The organism is Streptomyces sp. NPDC008238 (assembly GCF_042956445.1).
Classification (GTDB): domain Bacteria; phylum Actinomycetota; class Actinomycetes; order Streptomycetales; family Streptomycetaceae; genus Actinacidiphila.
In genome coordinates this window covers 37,702-59,337 of record NZ_JBIBGK010000040.1, presented here as the reverse complement: position 1 = coordinate 59,337, position 21,636 = coordinate 37,702, and the positions used below count along the sequence as shown (strand labels likewise).

The following is a 21,636-nucleotide window of genomic DNA, read 5'->3' as shown; positions in this document are numbered from 1 at the left end:
TCCTTCGAGACCGTTTCACCGGCCCCTCCGGGCTTTCCCTTCGTTGTCTCCAGCTTAGCAGATCCGATTTCCTTCTCTGCCACCCTCTGGAGGGGTTTTCGCTTTCGGCGTTTCCGCCTCGGCGACATTCACTACGTTAGCGGATTCCTTCGCGTCTTGCGAAATCGTCCCCCGCTCGCCGTCCGATTCCACGCCAACGGAATTCGAGGGCACGGATGTGCGCCCGAATCTCGGGGTGGTGTCGTAGTGGTGAGTGACCGCCGATCGGAGGATCCGGACGAACCGGGCGCACCGTCTCAAGCGGCTTGGGCTACGTTACGCAAGCGCGGCGGCGGAGTCAAGCTCCGCCGCCGCTCAAACGTGGGAATCCGGCCGACATCAGCCGCCGGCGACCTCGACGGCCGCCAGGCTCTTCTTGCCGCGCCGCAGCACGAGCCAGCGGCCGTGCAGCAGGTCGGAGGCCTCAGGGGTCGCGTCCTCGTCGCCGATCTTGACGTTGTTCACGTACGCACCGCCCTCCTTGATGGTGCGGCGGGCCGCGGACTTGCTGGCCACGAGCCCGACTTCGGCGAAGAGGTCGGCGACGGAGGCCAGCTCGGCGACCTTGGCGTGCGGCAGTTCGCCGAGGGCCGCGGCGAGGGTCCGCTCGTCGAGCCCGGCGAGTTCGCCCTGGCCGAAAAGTGCCTTGGACGCCGCGATGACGGCGTCGCACTGCTCGGCGCCGTGGACGAGGGTGGTGAGCTCCTCGGCGAGCGCGCGCTGGGCCGCACGGGCCTGCGGACGTTCCTCGGTGAGCCGCTCCAGTTCCTCGATCTCCTCCTGCGACCTGAAGCTGAAGATGCGCAGGAACTTGGACACGTCGCGGTCGTCGGCGTTCAGCCAGAACTGGTAGAAGGCGTACGGCGTGGTCATCTCGGGGTCGAGCCAGACCGTGCCGGACTCCGTCTTGCCGAACTTCGTGCCGTCGGCCTTGGTGATCAGCGGGGTCGCGAGCGCGTGCACCGAGGTGCCCTCGACGCGTCCGATCAGGTCGATGCCGGCCGTCAGGTTGCCCCACTGGTCGCTGCCGCCGGTCTGCATGGTGCAGCCGTAGCGGCGGTGGAGCTCCAGGAAGTCCATGCCCTGGAGGATCTGGTAGCTGAACTCCGTGTAGCTGATGCCGGCCTCGGAGTTGAGCCGGCGGGCGACGGCCTCCTTGGCGATCATCTTGTTGACCCGGAAGTACTTGCCCACGTCGCGCAGGAACTCGATGGCCGACAGGCCGGAGGTCCAGTCGAGGTTGTTGACCATCACGGCGGCGTTCGGGCCCTCGAAGGAGAGGAAGGGCTCGATCTGGGCGCGGATCCGCTCCACCCACCCGGCGACGACGTCGGCGTCGTTCAGCGTCCGCTCGGCGGTCGGCTTGGGGTCGCCGATCAGACCGGTGGCGCCGCCGACGAGGGCGAGCGGCCGGTTGCCGGCCAGCTGGAGCCGGCGGATGGTGAGGATCTGCACCAGGTTGCCGAGGTGGAGGCTGGGGGCGGTGGGGTCGAAGCCGCAATAGACCGTGACCGGGCCGTCCGCGAACGCCTTTCGCAGTGCGTCCTCGTCGGTGGAAACGGCGATCAGCCCTCGCCACCGCAGCTCGTCGACGATGTCCGTCACGGTTCTCGTGCCTCCTGGTGTCGTTCGATGCTTCGTACCCGGTCGTACGGAGTCTTTCCGAGACTACGCGTTCCGCTCGACTCCTTTTGCGCCCCCCGGGGCGCATGGTCGCGGGTGAAGTGAAGCAACCCTGCGCTCGCGGGCGAAGTCGGTGCTCACAGCGCTGGCCGCAGCAAAGCCGCGCCGGATCGATCATGCAGGGACACATACCTAGGTGACGTACTGAGCATGTACGTCGTTGCAGCATCGGCAAGCGACGGCCGGCAGGAGGGACGGCAATGCGAGCGATCGTCTACGCCAGGCTCAGCCGGACCCCGAGGGGCGAGGAGTCCAAGGGCGGGAACCTCACCCAGCAGGTCGAACTGAGCCGGGCACTGTGCGACCGCAACGGCTGGACGGTGGTCGAGGTCATCACGGAGAAGGAATGTTCGGCCTCCAAGTTCCGCCTCGTTGAGGGCCGCAAGGTGTCGGTGCGTGGGGAAGGCTGGAAGCGCGTCGTCGAGCTGATTCGTTCGGGTTCGGCTGATGTCGTGGTGGCGAGGCACTACGACCGCCTCTACCGCACGACACGGGACCTGGTCGAGTTGGTGGACCTGGCCGAGGAAACCGGTGTGCATCTGGCGGCCGCACAGGCGCAAGGAGTCCTGGACCTCGCAACTCCTACGGGTCGTCTGGCGGCGCGCATCGGCGCTGCGGTGGCCGAGAACGAGATCGAGATGCGAGTGGAGCGTCAGGTCCTCGGTCATCAGCGCCGCAGGGAGTCGGGGAGGCCCTTCTGGGGCACCCGCCCCTTCGGCTTCGAGCGTGACGGCACTCATCGCGACGAGGAGGCGGAAGCCCTGAGGCAGGCGTACCGGGACGTCCTGGCCGGTGTCTCCCTGTGGTCCATCGCAAAGGACTGGAACGCTCGCGAGCTGCTCTCACCCCATGGCAACGAATGGCGCAGCTCGAACCTCCGGAGCGTCCTCATGAAGCCGCGGAACGCGGGCATCCAGACCTACTCCCAGTGGGTCGAGAAGCCTGGTGGGAGACGCGTACGAGTGACCGAGGAGACCGGCACGGGCAACTGGAGGCCGATCGTCTCCGAGGGCATGTTTCGGGCCTTGGCGCGCTATCTGAGCGACCCCGAGCGCAACACGGGCGGTGGGGGGAGGCGCAAGGCCCTGTTGTCCGGCGTGGTCCGTTGCTCGAAATGTCAGGCTGTCGTCACACAGGGGTGGAGCCGGAAGAATGCGGCAGGCGAGCGGTACAGGATCTACACCTGTTCCGGTGGCCGGTGCATCACATGTCCAGCGGACCCCCTCGACTCCTTCGTCGTCCGGGAGGTCATTGCCCGGGCCGAGGAACTGAACCGGTCCTCGGCCACGGATGCGGCAGACGAGGAGCGCGAGGCCTGGCTGATGGCCGAGGAGGTCGCCACCTCCGCGAGGCGCACCGCCCTGGCCGAGATGTTCGCGGTAGGGGACATCGACGCGTCGACCATGCGCGCAGGCATCGGCAGGTGCGATTCCGGCCTGAAGGAGATCCGGACCGAGCTGGCAGCCCTCATGGCGCAGCGGGTTCGGGTGGATCTTGGGGACGTCGAGTACCTGTGGGAGGAACTGGACTACGAGGATCCCGACCGGATCGACCACGTGCGAACGGTCGTCATGCAGGTCTGCGAACTCGTGGAACTGCTGCCGCGAGGTCGCGGAACTCGAGCATTCACATCGGATCACTGCCGGATCACCTTCCGCAAGCCTTGAGCGGTGCGTGCGTCGCGCTTGGTTCGCACATCAGTGACGATCCCGCGGCCGGGTGGGAGATGGGGCTGGGTGTCTGCGATGGCATCGACCGGCTTCAGCCGGGCGAGCGGATCCACTGCGGCTCCGACGCCAAGGTGGGCTGATTCGCCGCCGGCATGACACCCAAGGCTGACACGGCCCCATGAACCGGAAACCTGTCACGCGCCGCGCTCAAGAGCGTCCGGCATCACGGGACCCGCTCGCTGCGCCAGCCGGCTGGCGGGCCAATGGGCGCGGCGCACAGGGTGTCAGGCTCCTGCGGACGGCTTCGCTCTCGGGCTCAGTCGGTACGCCGAGACCGTCGGATCACCAGCGATGTAGAAGCGGTGTTGCCAGTCGTGGGCTTTGCTCACGCCCACCCGGGGACCGACTCGAATGAGCTCCGCGGGTACTGGCTCTCCCTCGGACAGCGTGACCGAGGCGCCTGTCAGCAGGTCTGTGCCGTTGTGCTCGGAGGTGATGCCGAGCGCCTGGCAGAGGTTCCCCGGACCCCGCGCGAGTCGTGGACTCGCGACCTCGCTCCCCCGCCTCATGCGTGCCAGGTCCTCGCCTTCGACGACCCTGCCCGCCCGTATGAGGGCGGCAGTGGCGACGCCGTCCTCCCCGGTGACGATGTTGGCGCACCAGTGGAGGCCGTGTGACCGGTAAACGTACAGGTGGCCGGCGGCTCCGAACATGACGGCGTTGCGCGGTGTTCTGCCTCGGTAGGCGTGGGAGGCCGGGTCGGCCGAACCGGAGTACGCCTCGGTCTCCGTGATGATGATGCTCACGGTTCCCTCGGGGGACTCGTGGGTGAGGATGGCGCCGAGCAACTTGGGGGCGACTTCTTCGGCGGGGTGAGCAAGATCCACGATGTTCATGCTGACCTCCCTGACGCGCCGAACATGACGGCGTTGCGGTCGGTGCGGCCGCGGTAGGCGTGGGAGCCGGGGTCGAGGGGGCCGGCGTAGGCCTCCACCTCGGTCAGCCTGAGCGCGACGGGGCCGTCGTCCGTCGTGCGTACGAGGGTTCGCCCCAGGAGGTCGGGGGCCACCTCCAGCACCGGGCGGTCGAAGAAGGACCTGGGGAGAGGGGTGCTTTCCGGAGGGGGGATCATGCGGTACGAGAGTAATGGAACCGTTCGGGGTGGGGCCGCGTTCGTAATGACCGAGGCAACCGCCAGTAAAGGGAGAGGGACATCGTGGGCTTCAAGAAGCTGCTTGCGAGCTTGGGCGCCGGTGGCGCGTCGGTCGAGACGGTGCTCAACGAGCCGAACGTCGTCCCGGGCGGGGTCGTCCAGGGCGAGGTGAGGATCCAGGGCGGCTCGGTGCCGCAGCAGATCGAGGGGCTGTCGGTGGGCCTGCAGGCCCGCGTCGAGGTCGAGGGGCAGGACACCGAGTACAAGCAGGACATCGAGTTCCACCGGCAGCAGCTGGGCGGGGCGTTCGAGGTGCAGCCGGGTGCGGTGCACGTGGTGCCGTTCGGGCTGGAGATCCCGTGGGAGACCCCGATCACGACGTTCCTGGGGCGTCACCTGACCGGGATGAACGTCGGGGTGACGACGGAGCTGGCGATCGCCCGTGCGGTGGACTCCGGTGACCTCGACCCGATCAACGTGCACCCGGTGCCGGCGCAGCAGGCGATCCTCGACGCGTTCGGCCAGCTGGGCTTCGGCTTCAAGAACGCGGACCTGGAGCGGGGCCACATCCGCAACACGCGGCAGCGGCTGCCGTTCTACCAGGAGATCGAGTTCTTCGCGCCGCAGCAGTACCGCGGGCTGAACCAGGTGGAGCTGAGCTTCGTCTCCGACGGGCACGAGATGGACGTCGTCCTGGAGATGGACAAGAAGCCGGGGCTGTTCAGCGAGGGCAGCGACGCCTTCCGTTCGTTCACGGTGGACCTGAACAACTTCCACACGACCGACTGGGCGGGGTACCTCAACCAGTGGCTGGCCGAGGTCGGCGGCAAGCGCAACTGGTTCTAGGATCGGCGGGCGGAAGCGCGTATCGCGATCAGCAGGAGGTACCGAGGTGACCGAGCAGAAGCGGCGGCCGCTCCCCCACGACTTCCACCCGCCGGTGGCGTCGTTCACGGTGGTGAGCGACGACATCGAGCCGGGTGGCACGCTGAAGGACGCCCAGGTCTACGCCGAGGGCAACGTCTCGCCGCACCTGCGGTGGGAGGGCTTTCCCGAGGGGACAGGGAGCTTCGCCGTCACGTGTTACGACCCCGACGCGCCCACGGGCAGCGGTTTCTGGCACTGGGTGCTCTTCGACATCCCGGCGTCGGTGACGGAGCTGCCCGCGGGCGCCGGCAGCGAGGGGTTCAAGGGGCTGCCCGAGGGTGCGGTGCACGTGCGCAACGACTACGGCGGCAAGGACTTCGGCGGTGCGGCGCCGCCGCCCGGGGACGGGCCGCACCGGTACGTCTTCACCGTGTACGCGGTGGACCAGGAGAAGCTGGGTCCGGACGGGGACGTGTCGCCCGCCGTGGTCGGCTTCAACCTGCGGTTCCACGCGATCGCACGGGCCAACCTGATCGGCGAGTACGAGAACCCGCAGTAGCAGTGGGGCTCCCGGCTGCGGCCGGGGGTCCGAAATTCCGTTGCGCCCCGGCGCTCCCGCATCGCACTGTGGTGTCTGCCTGGTGACCTGACCGTCACCGGGGGTCGGCACCGCAGTGGCGGGGGCGGCGGGGCGTTCGCGTTGTGCGGTTCTCGCCGCGCGATCCGCCTGCCGTCCGCCGGAGCCCGGTCATGCGCCCGGGTGTCCACGCCGATCGCCGCGCTCCGGGCGCCCGGGCCCCACGGGGGAGGGCGCCCGGGGTGGCCGGCCCCGGGCGGGGGCCACCGTTTCGTTCCCTGTTTCCTCCTGTTCGCTTTGACGTGCGGAAATTGCGTTGTCCGCGCGGGTATGGCCCGGTCACAGTGGAGCCACCTCGCCACGGGGCGGGGACGGACCCGAGGGGTGGGCGACGTGCGTGAGACGCTGGTGCTGAATGCGACCTTCGAGCCGCTGTCGACTGTGTCGCTGCGGCGTGCGGTGGTGCTGGTGATGCAGGACAAGGCCGTGGTCGAGCAGGCTCATCCCGGGCTGCGGATCCGCGCGGCGGCGGTGGAGGTGCCGGTGCCGCAGGTGATCAGGCTCTGCAGGTACGTGCGGGTGCCCTTCCGACAACGGGCCGCGTGGTCGCGGCGGGGTGTGCTGGTCAGGGACCGGCACCGGTGCGCGTACTGCGGCCGGAGGGCGACGACCGTGGACCACGTGCTGCCGCGGTCGCGCGGTGGCGGGGACACGTGGCTGAACACGGTGGCGTCGTGCGCGGAGGACAACCACCGCAAGGCGGACCGTACGCCGGAGCAGGCGGGGATGCAGCTGCTGACCCAGCCGTTCGAGCCGACCCCGGCGGACGCGTTGCTGCTGGCGCTGGGTCTGAAGGACCGTGAGGACGTGCCGGGCTGGATCGCGCTGCCGGCCTGAGCACCGACCGGGGCCCCGGGCGGTCGTCCGGCTACTTCAGCAGGAGCTGGGCGATCGCCACGAGGCCGACGACGACGACGACTGCGCGCAGGGCGACGGGCGGCAGGCCCCGGCCGATGCGGGCGCCGAGGACGCCGCCGAGGGCGGCGCCGGCGGCGATGAGCGCGACGGCGGTCCAGTCGAAGTCGGCGACGAAGAGGAAGAACAGCGCGGCGACGCCGTTGACCGTGAGCGCGAGGACGTTCTTCACGGCGTTGATCCGCTGCCAGGACTCCTCGAGGAGGACGCCCATCAGGGAGAGGTAGACGACTCCCTGGGCGGCGCCGAAGTAGCCGCCGTACATGCTGGCGACGAGGAGTCCGCCGATCAGGGCGGGGCCGCCGTGCTCGGGGACGTGGGTGCCGTTGCCGGAGCGGCGGGCCTGGAGGGCGCGGGAGAGCCGGGGCTGGACGACGACGAGGACGAGGGCGACTCCGATGAGGACCGGCACGATCGTGTCGAAGGCCTCGGAGGGCAGGGTCAGCAGCAGGAAGGCCCCGATGAGTCCGCCGATGAGGGCGGCGGCGCCCAGCCGCAGCAGGCGGGGGCGTTGTCCGGCGAGTTCGCGCCGGTAGCCGATGGCGCCGCTGACGGAGCCGGGGACGAGTCCCAGGGTGTTGGACACGTTGGCGGTGACGGGGGGCAGCCCCACGGCGAGCAGGACGGGGAAGGTGATGAGCGTGCCCGAGCCGACGACGGTGTTGATGGTGCCGGCGCCGACTCCGGCGGCGAACACGGCCAGGGCTTCCCAGTAGGTCATAGGCGTCTCCATGGTCGGTGCGGCTCTTCTCCCCCCGACGGGACCGGGGGGAGCCGGAGCGCACGGATCATGTCATACGCGTTCGCGGTGGTGGCCGCGGTGCTCAGTCCTTGTCGAGCCGGGGGGTCTCGCGGCGGGTGCCGGTCTCGGCGTTGCCGGGGCCGCTGCCGGGAGCGCCGGGGAGGTTGACGATGCCGCCGAGGCCCTTGAGTGCGTCGTTGAGTTCGCTGGGGATGATCCAGAGCTTGTTGGCGTCGCCTTCGGCGATCTTGGGGAGCATCTGCAGGTACTGGTAGGCGAGCAGCTTCTGGTCGGGGTCGCCCGCGTGGATGGACTCGAAGACGGTGCGGATGGCCTGGGCCTCGCCCTCGGCCTTGAGGGCGGCGGCCTTGGCCTCGCCCTCGGCGCGCAGGATCGCGGACTGCTTCTCGCCCTCGGCGGTGAGGATCTGGGACTGCCGGATGCCCTCGGCGGTGAGGATGGCGGCGCGCTTGTCGCGGTCGGCGCGCATCTGCTTCTCCATCGAGTCCTGGATGGAGGTGGGCGGCTCGATGGCCTTGAGCTCGACGCGGTTGACGCGGATGCCCCACTTGCCGGTGGCCTCGTCGAGAACGCCGCGCAGGGCCGCGTTGATCTCCTCGCGGGAGGTCAGGGTCCGTTCCAGGTCCATGCCGCCGATGATGTTGCGGAGGGTGGTGACGGTGAGCTGCTCGATCGCCTGGATGTAGCTGGCGACCTCGTACGTGGCGGCCCGCGCGTCGGTGACCTGGTAGTAGATGACGGTGTCGATGTTGACGACCAGGTTGTCCTGGGTGATCACCGGCTGCGGCGGGAACGGCACGACCTGTTCGCGCAGGTCGATGCGGTTGCGGATGGTGTCGATGAACGGGACCACGATGTTGAGGCCCGCGCTCAGGGTCCTGGTGTAGCGGCCGAAGCGCTCGACGATCGCGGCGCTGGCCTGCGGGATGACCTGGACCGTCTTGATGAGCGCGATGAAGACGAGCACCACCAGGATGATCAGGACGATGATGATCGGCTGCACGTCCACTCCCACGCCGTTTGCCTGTGCCTACCTGTACGAAGACATGATCAAGTCTGGCAGACCCCGCGGGGAGGCGGGCCGGGTTCGGCGAATTCCCGTGCCGTCTCGGGTGCGGGGCGCGCAGGATCACATCACGACGGCCGTCGCGCCTTCGATCTCGACGACGTCCACGCTCTCGCCGGGTTCGAAGGCCCGTCCCGTGTCGAGGGCGCGGGCCGACCAGACCTCGCCGTTGAGCTTGATCCGGCCGCCGTGCCCGTCCACCCGTTCGAGGACGACGGCCTGGCGGCCCTTGAGCGCGTCGATGCCGCTGCGCAGCTCCGGGCGCTGCGCGCGGCTCCTGTTGGCCAGCGGGCGTACGACGGCGATGCCCGCGACCGAGACGATGACGAAGACCAGCACCTGTCCGGTGATGCCGAGGCCGAGGCCGGCAGCGACAGCGGCGGCGACGGCTCCGACCGCGAACATGCCGAACTCGGGCATCGCGGTCACCACGAGCGGAATACCCAGCCCCACGGCGGCGATCAGCCACCACAACCAGTCGTCCACAGGCCCATGGTAGGGGCCCGCAGTGGATCTGTGACAGGGTGCGACGGCTCTGCCGGGCGCTTTCGTCGCGGGACCGGGTGCGCGGGTGTCCTCGGCGGGTCGGTTCGCGGGGTGACGTCACCGGTCGCGCCGGGGGTCACCCCGGGAAGGTCACTTCAGGGGCAGGCCGTTGGCGGTCCAGCGGTCGCCGCGGCGCTCGACGACGAGCGGGAGGCCGAAGCAGAGGGAGAGGTTGCGGGAGCTGAGCTCGGTCTCCATGGGGCCGGCGGCGACCACCTTGCCCTGGCGGATCATCAGGACGTGGGTGAAGCCCGGGGCGATCTCCTCGACGTGGTGGGTGACCATCACCATGGAGGGGGCGATCGGGTCGCGGGCGAGCCGTCCCAGGCGGCGGACGAGGTCCTCGCGGCCGCCCAGGTCGAGGCCGGCGGCGGGCTCGTCGAGCAGGAGCAGCTCGGGGTCGGTCATCATGGCGCGGGCGATGAGGGTGCGCTTGCGCTCGCCCTCGGAGAGGGTGCCGAACCTGCGGTCGAGGTAGTCGCTCATGCCGAGGCGGTCGAGGAAGGCGCGGGCGCGGTCCTCGTCGACCTGCTCGTAGCTCTCCTGCCAGTGCGCGGTCATGCCGTACGCGGCGGTGAGGACGGTCTCCAGCACGGTCTGCTTGCGCGGCAGCTTCTCGGCCAGGGCGACGCCCGCGATGCCGATGCGGGGGCGCAGTTCGAAGACATCGACGCCGCCCATCTTCTCGCCGAGGATCTGGACGGTGCCGGAGGTCGGGAAGAGGTAGCTCGAGGCGATGTTCAGCAAGGTCGTCTTGCCGGCGCCGTTGGGGCCGAGGATGACCCACCGCTCGCCCTCGGCGACCGACCAGGAGACCTGGTCCACCAGAGCCCGGCCGTCTCGGACCACGGATACGTCCACCAGCTCCAGAACATCGCTCATGAGCGTGTTGTCTCCCACTTCCCGATCGCACGTCTGCCGTCGCGAGCACCTGTAGGCGCCGCCCCCAAGGAAATCTACGCCACGCCCGGGCCGCCCCAGTCCTTAGGCTGGGGGGATGCTCGACGAACCTCGCTCAGGACGGCTGGCCGCCTGGGGAAATGCCCTGATTGCCGGACTTGCCGCGCCGGATGACGCCGCTCAGGAAGTGCTCGCCGACGACTCGGTGCACCGGGTCTCCGGACTCCCCGGCGAGGAGGGCCCGGTGGGGCTGACGCTGGGGCTGGGGCGGCTGCGCGCGCTCGGTGTGCGCGGGCTGCGGATCGCGCTGCCGGTGCCGGGGCACCCGCTCGGACTCAGCGGGCCGCCGGAGTTCAACGCGCGGGCCCTGGCGGCGGGCGAGGCGGTCATCGCCGTGGGCGGGCCGGCCGTCGGGCTGGTTCCGGAGGTCACGGAGGCCGGGCCGCGGGGCGACGTGCACGTGTCGGTGGAGTGGCACTGCCTGGAGGTGCGGGACGCGCCGCCGGCGGACGTGCCCTCGCTGGGGGAGGCGGAGCGTGAGCTCGCCGAGGCGTTGCGGGACGCCACGGAGGCGCTGGCGCGGCTGGACGTGGCCGGCGCGGGGCCGACGGCGCAGGCGGCTCTGGAGGCGTACCGGGCGCGGGCGGCGCGTGGGCGCGAGGTGCTGGCGCCGGGGTATCCGCCGCGGGCGGTGCGGGTGCTGGAACTGGCCCAGCGGGTGGGCGCGCTGATCGGGATCGCGACCGGTGCGGGGGCCGGGCACGGGGCGGCGGTCAGCGCCTCGGAGATCGCCGCCCGGGCGGAGTTGCTGCGGCCGGTGGAGCGCACGGCGCGGCGGGCGCAGGTGGCGGCGTACAACGCGTACGTCGAGGAGACGGAGCGGCGCCGGGGCTGAGACCGGCCGGGGACGGGAGAAGGCCCCGCGGACGACGCTGTCCGCAGGGCCTTCCGCGCGCACGTCAGTTGTTGAAGCAGACGTTGCCGACGGCCGGGTTGAGGATGCCGACGGCGTCGATGGTGTTGCCGCAGAGGTTGACCGGGATGTTCACCGGAACCTGGATCACGTTGCCGGAGATCACACCGGGCGACCCGGCGGCCACGGCGCCCGCGTGGGAGTCGGCGAGCGCGGTACCGGCCGAACCGGCGGCGGCCGCACCGGCGGCGGCGATGATCAGGGCGGCCTTCTTGGCGCTGTTCATGAAACTGTTCCTCCTGTGATGGCACGGCCCGGTTCGAGGAGCCGCACTGTGAGGAACGCGGAGCCCGGGGCGTTGACACGGGGAGGGCGCCGGAAACCTTCGTACGGCGGAATCCGCGTGTCGTACCGGCGTGTGCCGCCCGTCGTGCGGGAAGGCGCCGTGGGCCGCACGAACGGACCGGCCCCGGGGCGGCGGAGCGCTCCGGGGCCGGTGGTCACGGCCTTGCCGTGGGGGGTGACGTCCTGGGTCAGCGGTTGACGCAGACGTTCCCGATGGCCGGGTTCAGCAGGCCGATCACGCTGATGGTGTTGCCGCAGACGTTCACCGGGACGTGCACCGGGACCTGGATGACGTTGCCCGAGACCACACCGGGGCTGTTCTTCGCGCCACCGTGGGCCTGGGCGCCACCGGTGTGGGCGGAGGCGGCACCCGCGCCGACCATGGCGAGGCTTCCGGCGACCATGGCGACGGCGGCGGCCTTGTGCAGGTTCTTCACGTTCTTGACCCTCCTTGCATGGGTGCCGCGGCAGTCGCCGCAGCACGCCATGGAGAACGGCCCACGCCCGGCCAGGTTGCGCCATCCGGGCGACATACACCCGACGGTATGAATCTCACTCCGGACCGAGACGATCCGCTTGTCCTACCGCTAAGCGCCCCGGCTTTCGCGTCGGTGGCCCTCTGTATCGGTGGCCTTTCGCGCCGGTGGCCTTTCGCGGCGTCGTCGGCCGCTTCCGTTCAACTCCCGATACCGTGCCGGACCGCCCACAGGGCCGCCTGGGTGCGGTCGGAGAGATCCAGCTTCATCAGGATGTTCGACACGTGGGTCTTCACGGTCTTCTCCGAGAGCACCAGGGCACGGGCGATCTCCCGGTTGGAGCGGCCCTCGGCGATCAGGGACAGCACCTCGCGCTCGCGTTCGGTGAGGGTGCCCCCGCGGCCCTGGCCGGGGGTGGAGTCCTCCTGGGAGAGCAGGGCCTCGGCGACCTCCTGCTGCAGCAGCACGTGTCCGGCGTGCACCGAGCGGATCGCGCCGGCCAGGGCGTCCGGGTCCACGTCCTTGTAGACGTAGCCGGCCGCGCCCGCGCGCAGCGCCGGGACGACCGTGCGCTGCTCGGTGAAGCTGGTGACGACCAGCACGCGGGCCTTGCTGCCGTTGTCGCGCAGCCGCCGCAGGGCCTCGATGCCGTCGACACCGGGCATGCGGACGTCCATGAGGATCACGTCGGGCGCGAGTTCGCCGGCGCGCTCGACGCCCTCCTCACCGTCCCCGGCCTCGCCCACCACCTCGATGTCGGGCTGCACCTCCAGGAAGGTCCGCAGGCCGCGGCGGACCACTTGGTGGTCGTCGACCAGCAGCACGCGAATGGGGCCGTCAGCCACCGGGCACCTCCATCTCGATCACGGTGCCCCTGCCGGGCGCCGAGTCCACCGTCAGTCCGCCGCCGACCCCGTCGGCCCGGTCCCGCATGGAGACCAGTCCCAGGTGGCGGCCGGCCCGGCGCACCGCGGACGGGTCGAAGCCGCGCCCGTCGTCGCGCACCGTGAGCACTGCTCCCCTGCCCCGGCCCTCCAGGCGCACCGTCACCGTGGCGGCGTCCGCGTGGCGCAGCGCGTTGTGCAGGGCCTCCTGGGCGACCCGCAGCACCGCCTCCTCCTGGGCGGCGGGCAGGGCGCGTACGTGGCGGTGGCCGAAGGAGATGTGCGCCGAGTGCGCGCGGTCCAGGACGTCGACCTGGGTGCGCAGGGTGGCCAGCAGGCCGTCCTCGTCGAGCGCGGCGGGGCGCAGCTCCACCACGACCGCGCGCAGTTCGTCGGCGGCCTCGGCGGCGAGCGCGGCGACCTGCCGCAGCTCCTCCCGGGCGCGTTCGGGATCGCGGGCCACCAGGGCGGAGGCCGCCTGGGCGGTGAGCCGCAGCGAGAACAGCTTCTGCGAGACGGCGTCGTGCAACTCGTGGGCGATGCGGGCCCGTTCCCCGGCGAGGGTCAGCTCCCGGCTGCGCTCGTACAGGCGGGCGTTGGTGAGGGCGATGGCGGCGTGCGCGGCCAGGGTGCGCAGCAGTTCCTCGTCCTCCTCGCTGAAGCCGCGGCCGTCCCGCGCGGGGCCGGTGGCGCAGCGCTTGTTGGCGAGGAAGAGGGCGCCCAGGATCTCGTCGCCGTCGACCACGGGCATGCCGAGGAACTCGGCCATGTCGGGGTGGGCGGACGGCCAGCCGCCGAAGCGCGGGTCGCCCTTGACGTCGGTCAGCCGCTGGGGGGTGGCCTCGTGGAGCATCGCGGCGAGGATGCCGTGCTGCCGGGGCAGCGGGCCGATGGCCTTCCACTGCTCGTCGCTGACGCCGTCGACGACGAACTGGGCGAAGCCGCCGTGGTCGTCCGGCACGCCCAGGGCCGCGTACTGGGCCTCGAGCAGTTCGCGGGCGGACGAGACGATGGTCTGCAGGACCTCGCGCACTTCCAGGTGCCGGCTCATCGCGAGGACGGCCGCGCTCACCGCCTCGATGCCGCGTCGGGACGATCGGCTGGACATGTGCTCACCGTACCGGCGGGGTGACGGCGGCGGGATCGGCCCGCTGACCGAGCTCCCCCGGTCCGCGGACCTAGGGCGAAGTTCCTTCCGCCGGTGCTGCGGGCGGCCGAGGTGCGGGGGGCGGGCGCGTTCCTACGGTGGGGGCAGCCGCCGGGCGACGGGCCGGGCGGCCGGTGGGAGGACACGTCATGCCGGTGGCAATCATCACGGGAGCGTCGCGGGGACTGGGGCGGGCCCTCGCCGGGGCGCTCGCGGAGCGGGGCTGGGACCTGGTCGTCGACGCGCGGTCGGCCGGGGCGCTGGAGGAGGCGGAGCGGGAACTGGCGGGCCGGGCCCGGGTGGCCGCGCTGCCGGGTGACGTCACCGATCCGCGGCACCGGGTGGGGCTGGTCTCGGCGGCCTGGAACTTCGGCGGGCTGGACCTGCTGGTGAACAACGCCGGCGCGCTCGGCGCCGAGCCGCTGCGGCCGCTGTCCGAGCATCCGCTGGAGGGGCTGCGGGAGGCGCTGGAGACCAACGTGGTGGCCGCGCTGGGCCTGGTGCAGGAGGCGCTGCCGCTGCTGCGCCGGCGGCGGGGTGCGGTGCTCAACATCAGCTCGGACGCCGCCGTCGAGGCGTACCGCACGTGGGGAGGGTACGGCGCGAGCAAGGCGGCGCTGGAGCGGTTGTCGGCGGTGCTGGCGGTGGAGGAGCCGGAGCTGCGGGTGTGGTGGCTGGACCCGGGGGACATGAGGACGGCGATGTACGCGGCGGCGGTGCCCGGCGACCCTGACGCTGACGCGCGCCCGGAGCCCGCGTCCGTGGTGCCGGCCGTGCTGGGTCTGATCGACGGTGGCGCGGCCAGTGGCCGCTACGTCGCCCCGGCCCTGCTGGAGACCGGGCGGTGACCGCGCTGGGCGCGCTGAGGGTGCCGGCGGAGCTGGCGGCGCGGGTGCCGGCGGAACAGCGCGCGGACGGGGCGGCGGGCCGCGACGGGGTGCGGATGCTGGTGGGCCGGCGGACCCGGGGCGAGGTCGCGCACCACGCCTTCGGTGACCTTCCGGAGTTGCTGCGGGCCGGGGACGTGCTGGTGGTGAACACCTCCGCGACGCTCCCGGCGGCGGTGGACGCCACCCTCGGGGAGTCCGCGGTGGTGGTGCACTTCTCGGGGCTGCTGGACGACGGGCGCTGGGTGGTGGAGCTGCGGACGCCCGACGGGCGGGGCACGACCCGGCCGCGCGCGGGTGGTCCGGCGGGGGTGGCGGTGGCGCTGCCCGGCGGCGAGCGGCTGGTGCTGCAGGAACCGCTGAGCCCCCGTGGGGAGCGGCTGTGGGTGGCGCGGGCGTCGGCGGCGGACGCGGCCGGCTTCCTGCGCCGGCACGGGCGGCCGATCCGGTACGCGTACACCGAGCGGGACCAGCCGGTGGCGGCGTACCGGACGGTGTTCTCGGTGCCGTCGGCGGACGGTCCCGGCTCGGCGGAGATGCCCAGCGCGGCCCGCCCCTTCACGGACGGGCTGGTCACGGCGCTGGTGAGCCGGGGGGTGCAGATCGCGCCGGTGGTGCTGCACACCGGGGTGTCCTCCGGCGAGGCGCACGAGCCGCCGTACCCGGAGCGCTTCTCGGTGCCGGAGAGCACCGCGTGGCTGGTGAACGCCGCCCGGGTGGGCGGCGGGCGGGTCGTGGCGGTGGGCACCACCGCGGTGCGCGCCCTGGAGACGGCGGCCGACGCCCGGGGGCGGGTCACGGCGGCGGGCGGCTGGACGGACCTGGTGGTCACGCCGGAGCGGGGCGTGCGGGCGGTGGACGGCCTCCTCACCGGGCTGCACGACCCGGCGGCCTCGCATGTGCTGATGCTGGAGGCGGTCGCCGGCCGGGAGCTGCTGGGGCGGGTCTACGACGCGGCAGTGGGGGCGCGTTACCTCTGGCACGAGTTCGGGGACGTGAACCTGCTGCTGCCCTGACGGGCCCGCGCGGGGCACCAGGCGTCGCCGGGTGGTCGCGGTGCGCGACACGTCTGTGAGGCGGCGCATAGGGCGTACGTCACGTACGAAGGCGCGTAGTAGGAGGCGGGGCGGCCGGATCGGCAGGGGGCACGGCGTGTGCCGTGCCCGGCCGGTCCGGTCGCTACGACTTCGGGTAGTAATGCGCGGGTTTGGTCGGCGAGTTTCCCGCGGCTAAGAATGCTCGGGTCGCTCCGCGCCGTGTTCGACGCACGGCGCTTCTCCTTGCCCGAGGGCGGAGTGGGGCGCAGCCGAATGGAAGAGGTCACTCCCCCATGCAGCTCCCGACGATCCCGAGGTTCGACCGTCTGACCAAGGCCCACAAGTACTCCGCCGCCGGCATCGCCGCGGCCGGTGTGGGCGTCCTGGCCATCACCGGTGTGACCGGGACCAGCGGGACGGCGCAGGCCACCGGCAAGGCGGCGGAGCAGGTCTCCCCGCAGGCCCGGTCCGCCGCGGCCGAGCGGCACGCCGCGCACGTCGCCCACGTCGCGCACCGGAAGGTGCTCGCCGGGCGGCACGCGGCCCACGTCGCGCACCTGGCCGCCGAGCGCAAGCGCCAGGCGGACGAGCGTGCGCGCGAAGCCGCGCGGGAGGCGCGCGAGCGCCGGGCCGCCGCCAACCGCAGCCACGAGCGCGAGGCCCTCGTCCCGCAGCAGCGGCACGAGGCCTCGGCCCCCGCTCCGCGCGCGGCCGCCCCGAAGGCGCCTGCGGCGCCCTCCGGCACCCCGCAGCAGATGGCGCGGCAGATGATCGGCGACGCGGCGCAGTTCGAGTGCTTCGCCAACATCGTGATGCACGAGAGCACCTGGAACCCGTACGCGGTGAACCCCTCCTCCGGTGCGTACGGCCTGGTCCAGGCGCTGCCGGGCTCCAAGATGGCCTCCGCGGGCGCCGACTGGCGCACCAATGCGGCCACGCAGATCAAGTGGGGCCTCGACTACATGAACGGGCGCTACGGCAGCCCCTGCGGCGCCTGGTCGTTCTGGCAGGCCAACCACTGGTACTGAGCCGTCCGGCGCGGGCCGCGCGGACGTGCGGAAGGCGGCGGTTCCCCTCCTGGGGAGCCGCCGCCTTCCGTTGTCGTACGCGGGGCCGCTACTTGCGCATGACCTCCGGCTCGTGGCGGCGCAGCAGGCGCAGCACGAGGATGCCGCAGACGAGGGCGATGCCGAGCAGGATCCCCATGTCGAAGCCCCACTGGCTCGCGGTGTGCTCCCACAGCGGGTCCAGGTTGTGGGGCTTGGCCTGGTCCCACGGCGGCATCAGGTGAGACAGGTCGAGGGTGGCCCCGATGGCACCGACTGCCCAGCGGGAGGGCATCAGCCAGGCAAACTGCTCCAGGCCGACGGTGCCGAAGATCTGGAAGAGCACGCCGGTGAAGACGACCTGGACGATCGAGAACATCACCAGCAGCGGCATGGTCATCTCGGCGGTCCTCACCAGGGAGGAGATGACCAGGCCGAACATCATCGAGGTGAAGCCCAGGGCGATGACCGCCAAGGTGACCTCGGCCGCGGGGAAGCCCTTGATGACCAGGCCTTCGTCGGGCAGCTTGCGCGCCGACAGGCCGATGGCGCAGATGATGACGCCCTGCAGGGCGCTGACCAGTCCGAGGACGAAGACCTTGGAGAACAGGTACGCCGAACGGGACAGGCCCGTCGCGCGTTCCCGTTCGTAGATAACCCGTTCCTTGATCAGTTCGCGGACCGAGTTGGCGGCTCCCGAGAAGCAGGCGCCTACGGCGATGATCAGCAGGACGGTGCCCGCGTCGGTGTTGAACTTTCCCGGCTCGCCGGGGAGGGTCAGACCGTACTTCGCGGGGATGACGGCGCTCACCAGGCCCAGAACGGCCGGCAGCAGGATCATCAGCCCCATGTACCCCTTGTCGGAGGCGATCACCGACAGGTAGCGGCGGACGAGGGTGACGAACTGCGCCGGCCAGCTCTGCGGCTTGGGAGGCTTGGCCCGCTGCGGGGCCGCGCCTACGGACTGCGGGGCGACCGCGTCCAGGTCCGCGGCGTAGATCTGGTAGTGCTGGGAGCCGCGCCAGCGCCCGGACCAGTCGTAGTCGCGGTAGTTCTCGAAGGCGGAGAAGACGTCGGCCCAGGTTTCGTAGCCGAAGAAGTTCAGCGCCTCCTCGGGCGGGCCGAAGTAGGCCACGGCGCCGCCCGGCGCCATCACCAGCAGCTTGTCGCACAGGGCGAGTTCGGCCACCGAGTGGGTCACGACGAGCACGGTGCGGCCGTCGTCGGCGAGGCCGCGCAGCAGCTTCATGACGTCCCGGTCCATGCCCGGGTCGAGGCCGGAGGTGGGCTCGTCCAGGAAGATCAGCGAGGGCTTGGTCAGCAGTTCCAGGGCGACCGAGACGCGCTTGCGCTGACCTCCGGAGAGCGAGGTGACCCGCTTGTCGGCGTGGACGTCGAGCTTGAGCTCGCGCAGCACCTCGTCGATGCGGGCCTCGCGCTCGGCGGCCTTGGTGTCGCCGGGGAAGCGGAGCTTGGCCGCGTAGCGCAGGGCTCTGCGGATCGTCAGCTCCTTGTGCAGGATGTCGTCCTGCGGGACGAGGCCGATACGCTGCCGCAGCTCCGCGAACTGCTTGTAGAGGTTGCGGCTGTCGTACAGCACCTCGCCCTCCTCGGCCGGCCGGTAGCCGGTCAGGGCGCGCAGCAGCGTCGACTTGCCGGAGCCGGAGGGGCCGATGACGGCGACCAGCGACTTCTCGGGGACGCCGAAGGAGACGTCGTTGAGGATCGTCTTGGTGCCGCTGCCCTGCGGCACCTTCACCGTCAGCCGGCGGGCGGAGAAGGAGATCTCGCCGGTGTCGACGAACTCCTCCAGCTGGTCGCCGACGAGCCGGAAGGTGGAGTGGCCGACGCCCACGATGTCGTTGGGGCCCAGCAGATGACGCTGTATGGGCTGGCCGTTGACGTACGTGCCGTTGTGGCTGCCGAGGTCGACGATCTCGTAGCGGCCGTCGGGGTGCGCCCGGAACTCCGCGTGGAAGCGGGAGACCTGGAGGTCGGAGACGACCAGGTCGTTCTCCAGGGCGCGGCCGATCTTCATGACGCGGCCGAGCACCAGATGGTGGAAGGTGGTCGGGCTGCGGTCGCCGTAGACGGGCGGCGCGCCGGCGCCGCCGGACGGCCCGTGCGGGGCCGGGATGTGCGCCTGCGGCGTCCGCCCGTCGGGGCGCGGGGACGGCTGCGGCACGTGGGCGGCCGGCGCCCCGTTCCCCCAGCCGCCCTGCCGCGGCGGGGCCACGGAGTTCGGCCTCGACTGCGCCGCCGGGCCGGACTTGTGGGCCTGCTGCGGGTTCGCCAGCGCGGTGTCGGCGCTGTAGAGGTCACCGCCGGCCGCGGCGCCGCTGAAGCTCAGGCGCGGGCCGTCGGCGGCGTTGCCGAGGCTGACGGCGGCCCCGGCGGCGACGTCGTAGGCGTGGACGCGCTGGCCCTGGACGTAGGTGCCGTTGGTGCTGCCCAGGTCCTCGATGACCCAACCGCGTTCGCCACGGCGGATGGTGGCGTGCCGCCAGGAGACCCGCGCGTCGTCGAGGACGACGTCCGACTGCGGATCCCGGCCGAGGCTGTACGACCTGGCCGGATCGAGCGCCCAGGTCCGACCGTTCAGTTCGAGTACGAGTTCAGGCACCCCAAGCCCCACAAAGTTGTCCCCCGGGTTGTCCCCCATGAGGGGAGTCTAGGGATTGCGAACACCGGGAGGAACCATTCCCGGCACGCCGACCCGTCAGGACGCCACACCGTTGCGGTGATGTGAACCGTCTTCCGAGAAGCCGTTGACGGCGCCGAAACACCACCGGAGAGTGGTAACCGCCCATGAACCGTGCGGATCATGACGGATCGGGGCACCATGCGGCGCAGGCGGTTCGGACGCGAGACCTCGGGGGCGGGCATGACCGCGTACACCTCCACACCTTCGAACGCGCCCGCGCGCCCGGTCCCGTGGGGCGGCGTGCTGCTCTCGGCGATCGCCGCGGTGAGCTGGGCGTACCTGGGGATGGCGGGGGCCGCCGCGCTGGGCCTGCACCTGCTCGGCGCCGACACCGCGGGCTCCCTGGGGCCGATGACGGCGGCCGTGGTCGCCATGGCGGTGGGCGGCAAGGTCGTCCCCTCGGGTGACGTCGCGGTGTTCGGTCTGGGCGGCGCGGGTGGCGAGGGCCGGCTGGACCTCATGCCGCTGGGCGTCGGCCTGGTGGGCGCCCTGCTGCTGTCCTGGGTGTTCCTGCGGTCGCTGCGCGGGGCCGGACTGACCGTCCCCGGGGGCGAACTCGCCGCGCGGGCCGGTGCGGTGGTGGCGCTCTTCGTGGCGCTGCTGGGCGCCCTGGCGTGGGCCGGGGAGGACACCCTCGCCCTCGACGGCGCCGCGCTGGGCGGGGACGGGGGCGGCGGCCTCACGGACCAGCTGCCGGGCATCGGTGACATCGGCGGGGGGCTCGGGGACGGGCTGCAGGACCTGATCGACGCCAAGGCCTCGGTGAGCTTCCACGTCGCGACCGGCCGCACCCTGCTGGGCGGTCTGCTGTGGGTGCTGGTCGTCCTGCTGCTGGCGCTGCTCACCTCGCGCCGTTCGCCGCTGCCGCCCGCCCTGGAGCCGCTGCACCGGATCGTGCGGCCCGCGGCGTCGGCGCTGCGCTGGGTGCTGCTGCTGGCCGTCCTCGCGGGCTGCGCGGCCGCCGGGTACACGGCGGTGACCGGTGACGAGCCGGGCCGGATCGCCGGGGCGGCCCTGCTGGGGGCGCCCAACGGGGTGTGGCTGGCGGTGCCGCTCGGGCTGTTCGTGTCCTGGCGGGGCACGGCCACCGGGGAGCTGGCCCAGGTGCTGCCGGACCCGCTGGACCGGCTGCTGTCGACCAGCGTGCAGGAACCCGTGACGCCCGCCCGGCTGGCCGAGTACGACCAGCGGGTGTGGCTGCTGACCCTCGCCGCGGCGCTGATGATGCTGGCCGCGGGGGCGCTGGCGGCGGCCCGCACCCCGCTGTGGGGGTCGACGCGGGCCGGGTTCGCGGGCCGCTGCGCACTACGGCTCGGCCTGGTCACCGCGCTCGCCTTCCCGCTGCTGGTGTGGGTGACCGGCGTCTCCGTGGACGCGGGCGTCTCGGTCTTCGGCTTCGACGCGGTGGGCGCCGGGGTGGACCTGCACGGCAGCCTCCCCCTGGCGTTCCCGCTGGGCGCCGCCTGGGGGGCGGCGGCCGGCGGCGCGGGGGCGCTGCTGGCACTGCTGACGGGCACGGCCGGGCGCCGGGTGTCGCCGTACGCGCTGCGCCGGGCGGCCGAGGCGGCGGCCGGGGAGAGCAGCTCGCGCACCTACCCGGGCATCGCCTGCCAGCCCGGTCCCTACCTCCCGAGCCCCGGCTACGGCCCGCCGGAAGCCGGGCCCAACCCCTATCGGCAAACCCCGCACGGCAGGGCGCCGCAGGGCCAGGTGCCGCAGGGCCCGCCGAACGGCGCCCCGCCGCAGGGCCGCGGGCCGCACTCCGCCCGGACCGTCACCGGGGCGCCGCTGCCCCCGCCGCCCGGGCCGCCGCCCGGTCCTCCTCCGGTGCCTCCGCCGGTGCCTCCCCCGGGACCGCCGCCCGGCCCCTCGCGCGGGGGCCCGCCGCCCGGCGCGCCCGGGGGCCGCCGCTGACCACGGACGGTGTCCGGCAGGCGGAACACATGTCCGTCCCCGGC

Annotated in this window: 20 protein-coding genes and 1 pseudogene; 9 read left to right on the top strand and 12 right to left on the bottom strand. The window is 72.1% G+C overall.

Features of this window, described 5'->3' with window-relative positions:
* Positions 1–378: 378 nt before the first annotated feature.
* A complete protein-coding gene (gene tyrS, locus ACFZAU_RS39155) occupies positions 379–1,644 on the bottom strand; it encodes a tyrosine--tRNA ligase (protein ID WP_500556158.1) in 1,266 nt (421 codons plus the stop codon).
* A gap of 278 nt (positions 1,645–1,922) precedes the next feature.
* Between tyrS and ACFZAU_RS39150 the strand changes: the two genes are divergently transcribed.
* Positions 1,923–3,389 (top strand): recombinase family protein, encoded by a 1,467-nt coding sequence (locus ACFZAU_RS39150; RefSeq protein ID WP_500556157.1) that lies wholly within the window; start codon positions 1,923–1,925, stop codon positions 3,387–3,389.
* Positions 3,390–3,676: 287 nt separating this feature from the next.
* On the opposite strand, the gene ACFZAU_RS39145 is transcribed toward ACFZAU_RS39150, so the two are convergent.
* Complete coding sequence (locus ACFZAU_RS39145; RefSeq protein WP_500556156.1) at positions 3,677–4,288, bottom strand: DNA-3-methyladenine glycosylase; 612 nt, start codon at positions 4,286–4,288, stop codon at positions 3,677–3,679.
* A gap of 8 nt (positions 4,289–4,296) precedes the next feature.
* Positions 4,297–4,524, bottom strand: a pseudogene (locus tag ACFZAU_RS39140) (DNA-3-methyladenine glycosylase); the annotation flags it as partial.
* An 84-nt stretch (positions 4,525–4,608) separates the two neighbouring features.
* Here ACFZAU_RS39140 and ACFZAU_RS39135 point away from each other — a divergent pair.
* The 3 genes from ACFZAU_RS39135 to ACFZAU_RS39125 all read left to right on the top strand — a co-directional run bounded on the left by ACFZAU_RS39135 (position 4,609) and on the right by ACFZAU_RS39125 (position 6,886).
* Positions 4,609–5,391 carry a sporulation protein gene (locus ACFZAU_RS39135; RefSeq protein WP_499606264.1) on the top strand — a complete coding sequence of 261 codons (783 nt, stop codon included), beginning with the start codon at positions 4,609–4,611 and terminating at the stop codon, positions 5,389–5,391.
* A gap of 46 nt (positions 5,392–5,437) precedes the next feature.
* Entirely contained in the window at positions 5,438–5,971 is a 534-nt protein-coding gene (locus ACFZAU_RS39130; protein WP_500463671.1) for a YbhB/YbcL family Raf kinase inhibitor-like protein, read from the top strand.
* A gap of 411 nt (positions 5,972–6,382) precedes the next feature.
* A complete protein-coding gene (locus ACFZAU_RS39125) occupies positions 6,383–6,886 on the top strand; it encodes an HNH endonuclease (RefSeq protein ID WP_500556155.1) in 504 nt (167 codons plus the stop codon).
* A 31-nt stretch (positions 6,887–6,917) separates the two neighbouring features.
* Here ACFZAU_RS39125 and ACFZAU_RS39120 read toward each other — a convergent pair whose 3' ends face one another.
* The 4 genes from ACFZAU_RS39120 to ACFZAU_RS39105 all read right to left on the bottom strand — a co-directional run bounded on the left by ACFZAU_RS39120 (position 6,918) and on the right by ACFZAU_RS39105 (position 10,221).
* Complete coding sequence (locus tag ACFZAU_RS39120) at positions 6,918–7,685, bottom strand: sulfite exporter TauE/SafE family protein (protein WP_500556154.1); 768 nt, start codon at positions 7,683–7,685, stop codon at positions 6,918–6,920.
* A gap of 103 nt (positions 7,686–7,788) precedes the next feature.
* Positions 7,789–8,730 (bottom strand): SPFH domain-containing protein, encoded by a 942-nt coding sequence (locus ACFZAU_RS39115; RefSeq protein WP_499606260.1) that lies wholly within the window; start codon positions 8,728–8,730, stop codon positions 7,789–7,791.
* A 126-nt stretch (positions 8,731–8,856) separates the two neighbouring features.
* Positions 8,857–9,267: an NfeD family protein gene (locus ACFZAU_RS39110; RefSeq protein WP_500556161.1), complete on the bottom strand. Its 411-nt coding sequence runs from the start codon at positions 9,265–9,267 to the stop codon at positions 8,857–8,859.
* Between the two features lie 162 nt (positions 9,268–9,429).
* Positions 9,430–10,221, bottom strand: a complete 792-nt coding sequence (locus tag ACFZAU_RS39105; RefSeq protein WP_499606259.1) for an ABC transporter ATP-binding protein — start codon at positions 10,219–10,221, stop codon at positions 9,430–9,432.
* Positions 10,222–10,336: 115 nt separating this feature from the next.
* Here ACFZAU_RS39105 and ACFZAU_RS39100 point away from each other — a divergent pair, with 115 nt between their 5' ends.
* Positions 10,337–11,134: an Rv1486c family protein gene (locus ACFZAU_RS39100; RefSeq protein WP_499606258.1), complete on the top strand. Its 798-nt coding sequence runs from the start codon at positions 10,337–10,339 to the stop codon at positions 11,132–11,134.
* Positions 11,135–11,198: 64 nt separating this feature from the next.
* Here ACFZAU_RS39100 and ACFZAU_RS39095 read toward each other — a convergent pair whose 3' ends face one another.
* From ACFZAU_RS39095 to ACFZAU_RS39080, 4 genes are all read right to left on the bottom strand, one after another.
* On the bottom strand, positions 11,199–11,438 hold the full coding sequence (locus ACFZAU_RS39095; RefSeq protein WP_499606256.1) for a chaplin: 240 nt from the start codon (positions 11,436–11,438) through the stop codon (positions 11,199–11,201).
* 247 nt (positions 11,439–11,685) lie between these two features.
* Complete coding sequence (locus ACFZAU_RS39090) at positions 11,686–11,934, bottom strand: chaplin (protein ID WP_361795778.1); 249 nt, start codon at positions 11,932–11,934, stop codon at positions 11,686–11,688.
* 239 nt (positions 11,935–12,173) lie between these two features.
* Positions 12,174–12,818: a response regulator gene (locus tag ACFZAU_RS39085; protein ID WP_500463668.1), complete on the bottom strand. Its 645-nt coding sequence runs from the start codon at positions 12,816–12,818 to the stop codon at positions 12,174–12,176.
* The gene (locus tag ACFZAU_RS39080; protein ID WP_499606254.1) at positions 12,811–13,965 is read right to left on the bottom strand and encodes a GAF domain-containing sensor histidine kinase; all 1,155 of its coding nucleotides are present in this window, start codon (positions 13,963–13,965) and stop codon (positions 12,811–12,813) included. Before ACFZAU_RS39080 ends, ACFZAU_RS39085 begins: the two co-directional genes overlap by 8 nt.
* A gap of 188 nt (positions 13,966–14,153) precedes the next feature.
* Between ACFZAU_RS39080 and ACFZAU_RS39075 the strand changes: the two genes are divergently transcribed.
* The 3 genes from ACFZAU_RS39075 to ACFZAU_RS39065 all read left to right on the top strand — a co-directional run bounded on the left by ACFZAU_RS39075 (position 14,154) and on the right by ACFZAU_RS39065 (position 16,956).
* Complete coding sequence (locus ACFZAU_RS39075; RefSeq protein ID WP_500556153.1) at positions 14,154–14,852, top strand: SDR family NAD(P)-dependent oxidoreductase; 699 nt, start codon at positions 14,154–14,156, stop codon at positions 14,850–14,852.
* Positions 14,849–15,907 carry an S-adenosylmethionine:tRNA ribosyltransferase-isomerase gene (locus tag ACFZAU_RS39070; protein ID WP_500556152.1) on the top strand — a complete coding sequence of 353 codons (1,059 nt, stop codon included), beginning with the start codon at positions 14,849–14,851 and terminating at the stop codon, positions 15,905–15,907. The genes ACFZAU_RS39075 and ACFZAU_RS39070 overlap by 4 nt, the downstream gene beginning before the upstream one ends.
* A 314-nt stretch (positions 15,908–16,221) precedes the next feature.
* On the top strand, positions 16,222–16,956 hold the full coding sequence (locus tag ACFZAU_RS39065) for an aggregation-promoting factor C-terminal-like domain-containing protein (protein ID WP_500556151.1): 735 nt from the start codon (positions 16,222–16,224) through the stop codon (positions 16,954–16,956).
* Positions 16,957–17,044: 88 nt separating this feature from the next.
* On the opposite strand, the gene ACFZAU_RS39060 is transcribed toward ACFZAU_RS39065, so the two are convergent.
* Complete coding sequence (locus ACFZAU_RS39060; protein ID WP_500556150.1) at positions 17,045–19,636, bottom strand: FHA domain-containing protein; 2,592 nt, start codon at positions 19,634–19,636, stop codon at positions 17,045–17,047.
* 222 nt (positions 19,637–19,858) lie between these two features.
* Between ACFZAU_RS39060 and ACFZAU_RS39055 the strand changes: the two genes are divergently transcribed.
* Positions 19,859–21,592, top strand: a complete 1,734-nt coding sequence (locus ACFZAU_RS39055) for a streptophobe family protein (protein ID WP_500556160.1) — start codon at positions 19,859–19,861, stop codon at positions 21,590–21,592.
* Positions 21,593–21,636: the final 44 nt, after the last annotated feature.